At 49.8% G+C, this 12,847-nt stretch carries 9 protein-coding genes and 4 tRNA genes (1 of these 13 only partly in view); 10 read left to right on the top strand and 3 right to left on the bottom strand.

Annotated elements, in window-relative coordinates; all coding sequences use genetic code 11:
• Positions 1-69: 69 nt before the first annotated feature.
• Complete coding sequence (locus HMPREF9442_RS13115) at positions 70-1,827, top strand: phospho-sugar mutase (RefSeq protein WP_008629471.1); 1,758 nt, start codon at positions 70-72, stop codon at positions 1,825-1,827.
• Between the two features lie 64 nt (positions 1,828-1,891).
• Positions 1,892-2,716, top strand: a complete 825-nt coding sequence (nudC, locus tag HMPREF9442_RS13110; protein WP_008629470.1) for an NAD(+) diphosphatase — start codon at positions 1,892-1,894, stop codon at positions 2,714-2,716.
• A 73-nt stretch (positions 2,717-2,789) separates the two neighbouring features.
• Here nudC and HMPREF9442_RS13105 read toward each other — a convergent pair whose 3' ends face one another.
• Positions 2,790-3,959, bottom strand: a complete 1,170-nt coding sequence (locus HMPREF9442_RS13105) for an FprA family A-type flavoprotein (protein WP_008629469.1) — start codon at positions 3,957-3,959, stop codon at positions 2,790-2,792.
• A gap of 77 nt (positions 3,960-4,036) precedes the next feature.
• The gene (locus HMPREF9442_RS13100; RefSeq protein WP_008629468.1) at positions 4,037-4,726 is read right to left on the bottom strand and encodes a DnaJ domain-containing protein; all 690 of its coding nucleotides are present in this window, start codon (positions 4,724-4,726) and stop codon (positions 4,037-4,039) included.
• Positions 4,727-4,837: 111 nt separating this feature from the next.
• Between HMPREF9442_RS13100 and HMPREF9442_RS13095 the strand changes: the two genes are divergently transcribed.
• Complete coding sequence (locus HMPREF9442_RS13095) at positions 4,838-6,547, top strand: bifunctional metallophosphatase/5'-nucleotidase (protein WP_008629467.1); 1,710 nt, start codon at positions 4,838-4,840, stop codon at positions 6,545-6,547.
• A 225-nt stretch (positions 6,548-6,772) separates the two neighbouring features.
• On the opposite strand, the gene HMPREF9442_RS13090 is transcribed toward HMPREF9442_RS13095, so the two are convergent.
• Positions 6,773-8,779 carry a fructose-bisphosphatase class III gene (locus HMPREF9442_RS13090; protein ID WP_008629465.1) on the bottom strand — a complete coding sequence of 669 codons (2,007 nt, stop codon included), beginning with the start codon at positions 8,777-8,779 and terminating at the stop codon, positions 6,773-6,775.
• A gap of 205 nt (positions 8,780-8,984) precedes the next feature.
• On the opposite strand from HMPREF9442_RS13090, the gene HMPREF9442_RS13085 reads away from it, so the two are divergent.
• From HMPREF9442_RS13085 to HMPREF9442_RS16310, 7 genes are all read left to right on the top strand, one after another.
• Entirely contained in the window at positions 8,985-10,190 is a 1,206-nt protein-coding gene (locus tag HMPREF9442_RS13085) for a BamA/TamA family outer membrane protein (RefSeq protein WP_253271115.1), read from the top strand.
• A 26-nt stretch (positions 10,191-10,216) separates the two neighbouring features.
• Positions 10,217-11,173, top strand: a complete 957-nt coding sequence (locus tag HMPREF9442_RS13080; protein ID WP_040603157.1) for a PCMD domain-containing protein — start codon at positions 10,217-10,219, stop codon at positions 11,171-11,173.
• Between the two features lie 18 nt (positions 11,174-11,191).
• Positions 11,192-12,382: a carboxynorspermidine decarboxylase gene (gene nspC, locus HMPREF9442_RS13075; protein WP_008629460.1), complete on the top strand. Its 1,191-nt coding sequence runs from the start codon at positions 11,192-11,194 to the stop codon at positions 12,380-12,382.
• Between the two features lie 132 nt (positions 12,383-12,514).
• Positions 12,515-12,587, top strand: a tRNA-Gly gene (locus HMPREF9442_RS13070).
• A gap of 22 nt (positions 12,588-12,609) precedes the next feature.
• Positions 12,610-12,690: transfer RNA gene (locus tag HMPREF9442_RS13065), tRNA-Leu, on the top strand.
• A 24-nt stretch (positions 12,691-12,714) separates the two neighbouring features.
• Positions 12,715-12,798 (top strand) — tRNA-Leu (locus HMPREF9442_RS13060).
• Between the two features lie 23 nt (positions 12,799-12,821).
• Positions 12,822-12,847: transfer RNA gene (locus tag HMPREF9442_RS16310), tRNA-OTHER, on the top strand (it continues 76 nt past the right edge of the window).

The raw sequence follows: 12,847 nt of genomic DNA, 5'->3' as shown, positions 1-12,847 counted from the left end.
TGAATTGAGTATATTTGCCCGTAATTTGGAACAAAGGATAAAAAATAACTCATAATAAAAAGATACAAAATGGATAATGAACTGATTAAATCGTGTGAGGCCAAAGCTGAAGCCTGGCTTTCTTCTTCAGTATATGATGCGGCTACGCAGGCGGAAGTACGCAAGATGCTCGACAATGCCGACAAGACGGAGTTGGTGGAGTCTTTCTATCAGAATCTGGAATTCGGAACGGGCGGTTTGCGCGGCATCATGGGAGTAGGCACGAACCGTATGAACATTTACACGGTGGGGGCAGCTACGCAAGGCTTGTCCAATTATCTGAACAAGAATTTCAAGGATCTGAAAGAAATTGCTGTGGTGGTAGGCCATGACTGTCGTAACAACAGCCGCTTGTTTGCCGAGGTTTCGGCCAATATTTTTGCCGCAAATGGCATAAAGGTATATTTGTTCGACGACATGCGTCCTACTCCGGAAATGTCGTTTGCTATTCGCCAGTTGGGTTGCCAAAGTGGAATCATCCTTACGGCTTCCCACAATCCGAAAGAATATAACGGTTACAAGGCTTACTGGGATGACGGTGCCCAGGTATTGGCTCCCCACGACAAGGGTATCATCGATGAGGTGAACAAAGTCGGTGCCGAGGATATCAAAGGTTTGCATACGGTATTGGACACGGCCAATCCTTTGATTGAGATTATCGGTGAAGAGATAGACAAACTTTATTTGGATAAGATAAAAACTATTTCCATCGACCCGGACGTGATTCAACGTCAGAAAGACATGAAGATTGTCTATACTCCCATCCACGGTACAGGCATGATGTTGATTCCCAGGTCGTTGCAGTTGTGGGGATTTGAGAACGTCAATACCGTACCCGAACAAATGGTGAAAGACGGCAACTTCCCCACGGTAGTGTCACCGAATCCCGAGAATGCCGAAGCACTTTCCATGGCCATCGCTTTGGCCAAGAAGATAGACGCGGACATCGTGATGGCTTCCGACCCGGATGCCGACCGTGTCGGTATGGCCTGCAAGGACAGCAACGGGGAATGGGTGTTGGTGAATGGTAACCAGACTTGCATGATTTTCCTCTATTACATCATCAAGAACCGTATTGCAATGGGTAAGATGAAGGGGAACGAGTTCGTAGTAAAGACCATCGTGACCACGGAATTGATTAAGGCGATTGCAGACAAGAACAACGTAGAGATGTACGATTGTTATACCGGTTTCAAGTGGATTGCAAGCGTGATTCGCGAAAACGAAGGCAAGAAGCAGTATATCGGCGGAGGAGAGGAGTCATACGGATTCTTGGCCGAGGACTTCGTGCGCGACAAGGATGCTGTGTCCGCTTGTTCGCTTTTGGCTGAAATATGTGCTTGGGCCAAGGACCAGGGGAAGACGTTGTTCGATGTCTTGATGGACATTTACGTAGAGTATGGTTTCTCGCTGAACCATACGATTAATGTCGTGAAACCGGGTAAGACTGGGGCTGACGAAATCAAACAAATGATGGTGAACTTCCGTACGAATCCGCCGAAGGAACTGGCTGGCTCGGAAGTCGTACTGACGAAAGACTATCAGAGTCTGAAGGCTACGGATAATAAGGGTAACGTGACGGACATTGCGCAACCTGCTACCTCCAATGTACTGCAATGGTATACCGCAGATGGAACAAAGGTGAGTGTCCGTCCATCCGGAACAGAGCCTAAAATCAAGTTCTACATTGAAGTGACGGGTGAGATGAAATGTCCGAAATGCTACGCAGAAGCAGAAAAGAAGGCTATGCAAACCGTCGAAGCCGTGAAGGTTTCTTTGGGATTGTAATAGGACGTCTGATGAAATAACTGTTCGGGAAGCCTCGCCTTTAAGGTTGGGGCTTCCGTTTTGTATGATAAGACTTATGGTACAGGTGGTATATGACAAGCCGGTGTATTGGTTTGTTTTTTGTAAGGACGAATTGTTGTTGCAGCGAGAGACGGAAGGCCGTTGTACAGTACCTTACGGGGCGGAACCTCCGGTGAAGTTGGCAGAATGGAATACCGTGCATCGGCTGACCCCATTGGAAGGGCGGGACTGCCGGACGGTAAGTATCGACATGCCGGTGGTTGGAGACGAACGCTATGTCATGACCGGACTTCGGGCATCGTATGACATTTTGCCTCGTGGGCTTTATTTGAAGGCCGGAAAGGGAGCCGAGATTCTTTATTGGGATAAGAATACGAAGTTTTGCGGAGTATGCGGGGCACCGATGAAGTTGCACACGGACATCAGCAAACGTTGCACGAACTGCGGGAAAGAAGTCTGGCCCCAGTTGGCCACGGCCATCATCGTATTGGTACGCCGGGGAGATAGCATTTTATTGGTGCATGCCCATAATCTTCGTGGGAAGTATTACGGACTAGTGGCCGGTTTTGTGGAGACCGGAGAGACGCTCGAAGAATGTGTGCGCCGCGAGTTGATGGAAGAGACCGGTGTCACCGTGAAGAATATCCGGTACTTCGGAAGTCAGCCTTGGCCTTATCCTTGCGGATTGATGATTGGTTTTTATGCCGACTATGTGGAGGGGGACTTGCATTTGCAACGGAGTGAAATCGCATACGGTGGTTGGTTCAGTCGTGACAAATTGCCGGACATACCCGGAAAGGTCTCCATGGCACGCATGTTGATTGACGCGTGGTTGGAAGGGAGGCTTGCGGAAGGATGTGGCGGGTGACAAACAAAAAGCGGGAAGTGCTTTTCATTGCATTCCCGCTTTTCTTGTTTCTTTGGCAAGTGCCGCCTTGCCTTTATTCTGTGGCAAGGAGCTCTTCGGCCAGTTCCTCCATTTGCAAGAGATCGGCTTTCTTCATGCTGCTTTTAATCGTGACCGTATGTTCCATGATTTCCATGCTTTTCATTTCAGAGAGCATGCACGACATCACGCGTCCGGCAGTAGGTGCCCAGGAGCCGTTTTCGATGATGCCCACCCGGCGTTTCTGGAAATTCTTGATTTGTAGGTGATGCAGGAAATCGAACATTGGGGGGAATACCCCCGCGTCGTATGAGGATGCGGCCACAATCATTTTGCTGTAACGGAACGCACTTTCTACGGCCAGGGCCATATCGTCACGGCATAGGTCGATAAGCATCACTTCTGCAACTCCTTTTTCGTTTAGGATTTCAGCCATCCGGCGTGCTGCTGCGGCCGTATTTCCATGTATGGAGGCATAAGCCACGACAACCCCTTCCGTCTCCGGTTCGTATTTGCTCCAAGTGTCGTAAAGCCCGATGTAATACCCTAAGTTTTCTTTCAAGACAGGCCCGTGGAGCGGACAAATCATGGCGATGTCCAGACCGGCGGCTTTCTTCAGCAAAGCCTGTACTTGCGCCCCGTATTTTCCGACGATGTTGAAGTAGTAACGGCGGGCTTCGTTTGTCCATTCCCCCTCACGGCAGAGTGCACCGAACTTGCCGAAAGCATCGGCAGAGAACAGGATTTTCTCGCTTTCTTCATACGTCAGCATCACTTCCGGCCAGTGTACCATCGGCGCCATGATAAATTTCAGGGTATGTTGTCCCAGACAGAGCGTGTCGCCCTCCTTGACGGTTTGCGTACGTCCTGCGAAGTTGACTTCTTCAAAAAACTGAGGCATCATTTGGACGGCCTTGGCACTGGCTACGATTGTGGCCTCGGGATATTTTTCGGCAAACCATCCGATGTTGGCCGCATGGTCAGGTTCCATATGCTGCACGATGAGATAATCAGGCGTCCTTCCCTCCAAGGCTTCTTCCAGACGAGCTGTCCATTCGTCCGTTTTACGTTGGTCTATCGTGTCCATCACGGCTATCTTTTCGTCCGTGATAACGTATGAGTTGTACGAAATGCCTTGTGGTACGACGTATTGGCTTTCAAACAGGTCCAAATCCTTGTCGTCGGTACCTATGTATCTGACGTAAGGTGTGATATTGTCGTTCATATTGCTTGATGTTGAAGTTTAAAATCCGGTGCAAATATCGCACTTTTCTCCGGATTTCACAACATTTTTCCTTATCTTCATCCCATTCTCATTTGTTGTAACAGCTCCTTTTGCCTTTCGCTCAGGTTGGCAGGGAGTTGCACATTATAGTTCAGAATCAAGTTGCCGCGCGTACCGTCCGCTTGCATGTTACCTTTTCCTTTCAGGCGGACTTTGGTGCCCGGCTGTGTACCCGGTTTGATTTTCAGTTTCAATTTGTCGCCTTCCGGAGTCTGTACGATAATGGAACCGCCCAACAATGCCGTGTACATGTCGATGTTTACCGTGCACTCACGGTCGGCGTAGCTTACAGTCCCGCTTTCGTTTCCGAAAGGGTCGAATCCCCGTTTGAAGCCGCTGCGGTAGCTGCGTGCGTGTCCGCCGCCTCCGCCGAACATTTGCGTGAAGAAGTCCGAGAAGCCTCCTCCTGTAAACTGACTGAAGTCAAATCCTTCAAAGCCGCCTGCGTCTGCACTGCCTGTGGCACCGCCGCTCATGCCTGCCATTTTCCAGTGTTCGCCGTATTGGTCGTATTTGGCCCGTTTTTCCGGGTCGTTCAATACGTCATACGCTTCATTCAGAGCCTGGAATTTGGCTTTGGCTTTAGGATCGTCGGGATGCAGGTCAGGGTGGAACTGCTTGGCCCTTTTCTTGTAAGCGGCCTTGATGTCCTTTTGTGGAGTATCTTTGCTGATACCCATTATTTTATAATAATCTATAAATGCCATGGTTAAAATCTCCTTTCTGCCTAATTTGCAACAAATAAGATGCCAATCTGTTTGTAGAAGACGGCATTATTGTTATTTTTGCATGGAAGATTCAATTTCGGAGGGCTGATTATGATAAAAAGTACGGCAGGCAAACAAGTCGTGAGTTTAAAGATTGTACATACGAGTGACGTGCATGGCAGTTTTTTCATGCGAGATTATGTGAACAATCATGCCGTAAAAGGAAGCCTTTCGCGGGTGTACGCTTACGTGCAGTCGTTGCGGAAGGTTTATGGGGACAGGTTGTTGCTGATGGACGGCGGTGACATATTGCAGGGGAGTCCTGTGGTGTATTACAATAATTTCGTAGCTTCTTCCGGAAAGAATCTGGCGGCGGAAATCATGAACTATATGGCATACGATGTAGGTACGATAGGGAATCATGACATCGAGACGGGGCATGCGGTGTACGACCGTTGGACGGCCGCCTGCCGTTTCCCGGTGTTGGGGGCCAATGTGATAGACCGGGCGAGGGGCGGATGCTACTTGCCTCCCTATTGCATATTGGAGCGTTACGGTGTGAAAGTGGCCGTAATGGGGATGACGACCCCGGCTTTGCCGAATTGGCTTCCGCCGGCTTTGTGGGACGGCTTGGAGTTTGAGGACATGGTGTCTTGTGCAAGTCGGTGGGTGCCCCTGATTCGGGAGAAAGAGCAGCCGGACGTGCTCGTCGGACTGTTCCATTCCGGAAAGGAAGGCGGCATCGTTACGCCGGACTATTCGGAGAATGCGGCTTTGGACGTGGCCCGTGAGGTGGCGGGATTTGATGTCGTGTGCTATGGGCATGACCACATGAAGAACTGTGAAACGGTGATGGGGCCCGGTGGCAAAGAGGTACTTTGCCTGGCTCCGTCGAGCATGGCTGTAACGGTGGGCGAGGTCGATATAGACGTAGAGACGGGACGGGAGGGCAACCGTGTGGTGTCCGTGAGGGGGAAAGTAACGGATTTGTCGTACTATAAAGGTGAAGAATCCAAATACATGCAGCGTTATTTCAGCCGTTATATCCGGAATACGGAGTATTATGTGGGGCAGAAAATCGGCCGGTTCGTGCGTACGATTGAAAGCCAGGATGCTTATTTCGGCCCGTCGGCTTTTGTAGACATTGTCCACCGGGCGCAGTTGGAGGCCACGGGTGCCCAGGTGTCGTTTGCAGCTCCGGTTTCTTTTGCGGCTAGCATCAAGGAGGGGGACGTGTGCGTGCGCGACGTGTTCAATCTTTACCGTTACGATGACGTGCTGTACACCATGCGGCTTACCGGACAGGAAATCAAGGATGTGTTGGAGATGAGTTACGGACTTTGGACGGCGCAGATGAAAACGCCGGACGACCACGTGATGCTTTTGGACTATGTGTTGGACGAAGGCAGGCGTTTGGGGTTCAAGCATTTGGCTTACAACTTCGATTCGGCTGCCGGTATTTGTTATACGGTGGACGTGACGAAGCCTTACGGCGAGAAAATCCGCGTGACGGGGATGGCGGACGGAAGTGCATTCGGACTTGAAACGTGGTACACGGTGGTTGTCAATTCCTATCGTGGAAATGGAGGAGGGGAACTGTTTACCAAAGGTGCCGGCATTCCTCACGAGAAGTTGAACGAACGCTTGCTGTCCAGTACGGATAAGGACTTGCGTGCATGTATCATAGAGTATATCAAGGGCAAGGGCGAGATTGATGCCCGTCCTTTGTACCAATGGCGTTTGGTGCCGGAAGCATGGGCCGTTCCGGCTTGCGAGCGCGACCGTCAGCTGCTGTTCGGGAAGCGTGAAAAGGAAGAATGATATACAAAAAACGTTCTGCGCCAAACGGAATTTTGTTCTGCTGAGAATGATTTATCAATCTGCTGAGAACGATTTTCCGTTTGGCGCAGAACGTTTTTACAACTGTAACCGGTTGTAAATCAATGATGTTGTTCTGGTAAATAATATGTACGGAAGACCGGATGCCTGGCACGTCCGACCGACGATGCTTTGTGGGGCAGGCGAAGGGAACGCGTGCGCTGCGCGTCAATAGCGGAACTTGTTTTTGGTACTTTCCTTGATGAAACCGTGGCGGTAGGCATAAAGCAATTCTTTCAGCTCTTCTATCTGGCTTTCCAGTTCGGCACCCTTGTCGGTGTCCCTTACCATCATACGTTGGGTGCTCATTTCCACGATTTGCGTGGTGCTCACAATGTCCGTCCCGTTCTTGATAGCTTCTTCGGCCGATGTGAACGGTTCGTGCTGTACCAATTGGAATCCCCGGCTGTGGAACACCAAGGTGTAGCCCGCTATTCCGGTCGTATTATGATATGCCTTGGCGAAGCCGCCGTCGATGACCATCAGTTTACCATTGGCTTTGATGGGTGTCTCTCCGCGTCCCACGCGTACCGGGACGTGGCCGTTGATGATGTGGCGGTGCTGCCCCGTGACACCGAACGAATCGAGAATCATGTCGCAGACTTTCTCGTCGTCCCTCAATCTGTAGTAGTACCCTTTCTCTTCGGTATGGGTGGTTTTGTCCTCCAGGAAATAGCGTTCGAAAGTAGTCATTTTGGATTTGTCGAACAGGGGAGAGTCCACGCCGCACCACAGATACCAAAAATAGTCGACGGCAAACTTCCTTTCTTTGGGCTCGGTGTCGCTGTTGAAAGCGGAACGCAAGACCAGACCTATCTTGTCCAGCAAAGCCCGTCCTTTGACTTTTTCTCCGTTGATGTCCACTTCCTTCAAGCTTCCGTCGGCATTGAGCGGTACGGAAGCGTGGAACAGCAAATTGGAGTTGAATATCCCGTACATGCATCCGTGGGAGAACAGGCATTGTATGTGTTTGTTCAGCTTGTCGCTCACGCTGAAAGAATGGTGCAGTTTGTAGACCAGTTCTTGTTCTTCGGCTGTAAGCCGGTAGGGGGATTTAGGGTCGATGGTGGGGAAATAACAGTCGCGCATGGCATATTCCTTTCCGTCGCGCACGAAAACTTTTCTTTCAAAATCAATGTGCTCCAGTTGTTTCCTTTCTTGCATGTGCCATTCGGGGCGGCTGTCTATCATGGCAGCTTCGAGCTTGAACTGGATAATGCTGATGGCCTTGTGCATCTGTGCGATGAGGCGCCGGGCTTTCTGGTTATGCCTCGTGTCGTCTTTGTCCAGTTGCGGCCCGAAATAATGGCAGGGGTCGTCGGCGTATGTTTCCATGGCGAACGTGGCAAGCGGCACCAGATTGATGCCGTAACCGTCTTCCAGTGTGGCGAGGTTGCCGTAACGGAGCGTCAGGCGCAGCACGTTGGCAATGCAACAGTCGTTGCCGGCTGCCGCCCCCATCCAAAGCGCGTCGTGGTTGCCCCACTGTATGTCGAAGTTGTGGTAATTGCACAGTGTGTCCATGATGATGTGCGCTCCGGGGCCGCGGTCGAAGATGTCGCCGAGGATGTGCAGTTGGTCGATGCTCAGGCGTTGTATCAGGTTGCAGATGGCGCAGATGAATTCATCAGCCCGTCCGGTGGACACGATGGTCTCGATGATGCGGTTGAAGTAGGCTTGTTTGTTGTAGTCCTGAGGGGACTCGTGCAATAACTCCTCTATGATATAGGCGAATTCCTTAGGGAGCGCCTTGCGCACCTTGGAACGCGTGTATTTGGAAGAGACCGACTGGCATACGCTTACCAGTTGGTGAAGTGTGATATTGTAGAAATCGTTCAGGTTCGTTTCGGAGTTCTTGATGTATTGCAGCTTTTGCTCGGGGTAATAAATCAGGGAGCAGAGTTGCCGGATTTCCGATTCCCGCATCGTGGTTCCGAATATTTCGTTCACCTTGCGCTTGATGTTGCCCGACGCGTTTTTCAAGATATGTTGGAAAGCCTCGTATTCCCCGTGTATGTCGGCCAGGAAATGTTCAGTGCCTTTGGGCAGGTTCAGGATGGCCTCCAAGTTGATGATTTCCGTGCACGCGGCACCGATGTCGGGAACGCTTTGGGAGAGCAGTTCCAATAGTCTCATGTCGTTCCGAATCTTTTCGTAGGAGTATATCTGGGTCATAGTATTTGTATTTCGTTTGTTCGTTATGACAAAATTACGCAAATCTTTTGTTCCCTACAATGTTTGTTGGCGCTTTTTCGTGACAAACAGGCCGATAGGATGCAGGAATCATAGTGTTAATTCTTTTAAGAAAGCATCAATATACTGAAAACAGTACCTCTTAATGGCAAAAAAAACGTAATTTTGCAACTTCATAGAATAAGAAATGCGGAATAGATTCTTTTGTACTGTGCTTTTGTACGGGCTGTCTTGCATGTTTGTTCGGGCTGCCGGAGAAGGCGGGCATGCCTTCGCTGAGGTGAAAGACAGTATAAAACCTGACGCGGATTCTGTATCTTCAGTTGTGGAGCCGGTTCGCAAGACGCGTAATCCGCTTAAGTGGATAGGGCGTTACCTGAGTAACACCAATAAACACGAAGACCGTCCCTTCGATTTCAGCATGCTGATAGGGCCGAGTTATTCGGCTGCCACTTCCGCCGGATTGGGAGCTACGGCCTCCGGTCTGTATTCATGGGATCGTTCCGATTCTTTGTTGCCCAAGTCCAATGTTTCGGTATACGCCAATGCGTCCCTGTCGGGAATGTTGGCTGTCGGGTTGCGGGGAAATAATTTTCTGCCTCATCAGAAATATCGTTTCGATTATCAGTTGTCGTTTTATACTTTCCCGGGAAAATTTTGGGGGATAGGTTATGAAAGCGGTGCCAGTGATGCGAATAAGAGCGACTATGAGCGTGTGAAACTCCAATTCAAGCCCAGTTTCTTGTTTCGCCTGAACGAATCGGTCTTTTTGGGGCCGGTCGTGGACATAGAATGGGTGAACAGTTTCGGTTTTGAGAACGAGACGTTGTTGGAGGGACAAGACAAATCGGTGGCGAATTATGGAGCGGGATTTAATTTCACGTACGATACGCGAGATTTTGTACTGAATGCCTACTGCGGCAATTTCTTTCGTTGGGAACAGATGTTCTACCCGTCCAGTTTCGGAAACGACTACGCTTTCAGTTATACCGACTTGACTTATAGTACCTACCATCAGGTATGGAAAGGCGGCGTGTTGGCCATGGAATTGCATGCCTTGTTCAATTATGGAGATGTGCCTTGGACCATGATGGCCCAGGTCGGGGTGTTGGGGCGCATGCGTGGGTATTATGAAGGGCGATATCGCGACCGTAATATCATGGAAGGGCAGTTGGAGCTGCGCCAACATGTTAAAGGGCGTAACGGGATAGCCGTATGGGTGGGTTTGGCCAACGTGTTTCCCGATTTCGGTCATATATATTATGATGAGATACTTCCCAACTATGGTATCGGCTACCGTTGGGAGTTCAAAAAAAGGGTGAACATACGTTTTGATTTGGGCTTTACCAAAGACAGCCCGAATTTCACCTTTAATATCAATGAGGCCTTTTGAAAAGAACTAAAAAACAGAGATATAAAATGAAATTTAAGAGTGTGTATGTCTCAGGGCTGTTAGCTGTATGGCCCGTGATGCAGGGCATGGCCCAATCGGAACTGATTAAGTTTGGTGATTTTGATTCATGGATTGTCCGCAACATCAAGGAGAGCGGCATTATCGGTGGAGATACCAAACAGTTGTACGAAATCGGTCCGGATGCGGTCTGGAACGAGAACAAGGCTTACACGAACCAGGGAGGTTCGCCGTGGGCTACATCGAATGTGATGGCCAAAGTTTGCGGAATCACAAAGACGAATACTTCGGTTTACCGGGAGAAGCGAGGAGACGGCTATTGTGCCCGTCTGGAAACCCATGTGGAAAAGGTGAAGGTGATGGGCATCGTAAATATAGAGGTGTTGGCAGCCGGTTCTGTTTTTTTGGGCAGTGTGCCCGAACCGATTACCAATACGTCCAATCCGATGAGCAAATTGGCTGTGGGCATACCTTTTACCAAACGTCCGCAGGCTATCAGTTTCGACTATAAGGTGAAGCTTTCCGACGAACCGGACCGTATCCGTCAGACAGGGTTTAGCCGTGTGACCAAAGTCCAGGGGAAAGATATGCCCGATGTGGTATGTTTGCTCCAGAAACGTTGGGAAGACAAAAAAGGGAATGTGTACGCACAACGTATAGGGACGATGATTCATCGTTTCAACCACAATACGGATTGGGTAAACGCTGCAAAATTTCCTATTAAATATGGTGATATTACCAAGCAGCCCGGGTTCCAGAGTTATATGGGGCTGATATCCGGAGACAGGACACAATACACCCGTAACAGCAAGGGGAAGATGGTGCCTATCAAGGAAGTGGGTTGGGCCGATGCTGGTGAAACTCCCACGCATATCGTGCTACAGTTCGATTCCAGTTACGGAGGCGCGTACGTGGGTTCTGTAGGAACCACATTGTGGTTGGACAATGTGCATGTCATATATTAAAATAGGTAAGTGGACAATATGAAGACGGACCATTTTACATACGAAGGTGTGCCGACGCCGTGCTATATCATAGAGGAAGATTTGTTGCGGCGGAACTTGGAGCAGATTCGGGATGTGTCCCGGAGGGCAGGAGTAGAAATCATTTTAGCCTTCAAGGCTTTCGCTTTATGGAAGTCGTTCCCTGTTTTCAGGGAATACATCAGCCATACTACGGCTAGTTCCCTCTATGAGGCTCGTTTGGCGGCAGAAGAGTTCGGCAGCAAGGCACATACTTATTCGCCGGCCTATACGGAACGTGATTTCGACCGGATACTTTCGTATAGCAGCCATGTCACGTTCAATTCCATGAGCCAGTATGCCCGTTTCTATCCGAGCGTGGAGGAATACAGCCGTCTGCATCCGGAGGAGCGTGTTTCTTGCGGGCTGCGCATCAATCCGGAGTATTCGGAGATAGAAGTGGACTTGTACAATCCTTGTGCGCCCGGTTCTCGTTTCGGTATGATGGCCTCGCAACTTCCGGACAGCCTGCCTGCCGGGATTGAAGGATTCCATTGTCATTGTCACTGTGAGAGCTCTTCCGAAGCACTCGAACACACTTTGCTGCATATAGAGGAGAAGTTTGGGGGATGGCTGTCCCGATTGAAATGGCTCAATCTGGGAGGCGGCCATTTGATGACGCGGAAGGATTATGATGTGGAGCGTTTGGTGGCCATCCTGAAAGGCTTGAAGGAACGCTATCCCAACCTTACGGTCATTTTGGAGCCGGGCTCGGCTTTTGCCTGGCAAACCGGTCCGTTGGTTGCTTCGGTAGTCGATGTGGTGGAAAATAAAGGGATACGCACGGCCATTCTCGACGTGAGCTTCACTTGCCACATGCCGGATTGTTTGGAAATGCCGTATCAACCGGTGGTACGTAATGCCGAGACGATGGAACCCGATGCGGTGAGACGTGCGGCTCCGGAAGAAAATGTCTATCGCTTGGGCGGGAACAGTTGTTTGAGTGGCGACTACATGGGAGCATGGCGCTTTGGCCATCCTCTCGCGTCGGGCGACCGGATTATTTTTGAAGACATGATACATTATACTACAGTTAAAACCAATATGTTCAATGGCATCCGCCATCCGGACATCGCGATGCTGCATAGCGACGGAACTTTGGAATATTACCGTCGTTTCAGTTATGAGGATTATCGTGACAGGATGTGTTGAAAATAGAAAAAAAAGAAATAACGAATGATTTTTTTCAAGCAGATGCTTGCGCTTTTAAAAAATAGTTGTACCTTTGCAACCGCATTCAGGGGAGTGCAAAAGTTAATGAACTTAATGGAACAAGCATCTTTTGCGGAAATAGCTCAGTTGGTAGAGCACGACCTTGCCAAGGTCGGGGTCGCGAGTTCGAGTCTCGTTTTCCGCTCAAGATATTCAGAAACATTTTTGCCCAGGTGGCGGAATGGTAGACGCGCTCGTTTCAGGTGCGAGTGTTGAGAGACGTGCAGGTTCGAGTCCTGTTCTGGGCACATAGAATGTTTTCTGTATCATTCGGAGAGATGGCGGAATTGGTAGACGCGCTACTTTGAGGGGGTAGTGACAATTGTGTCGTGGGAGTTCGAGTCTCCTTCTCTTCACACTTTTCATAAGCAATATAATTGCGGAAATAGCTCAGTTGGTAGAGCA

The sequence above is a fragment of the Paraprevotella xylaniphila YIT 11841 genome (genome assembly GCF_000205165.1).
GTDB classification, from domain to species: domain Bacteria; phylum Bacteroidota; class Bacteroidia; order Bacteroidales; family Bacteroidaceae; genus Paraprevotella; species Paraprevotella xylaniphila.
The sequence above is the reverse complement of the archived record's forward strand: the minus strand, read 5'-3'. Positions and strand labels throughout refer to the sequence as shown.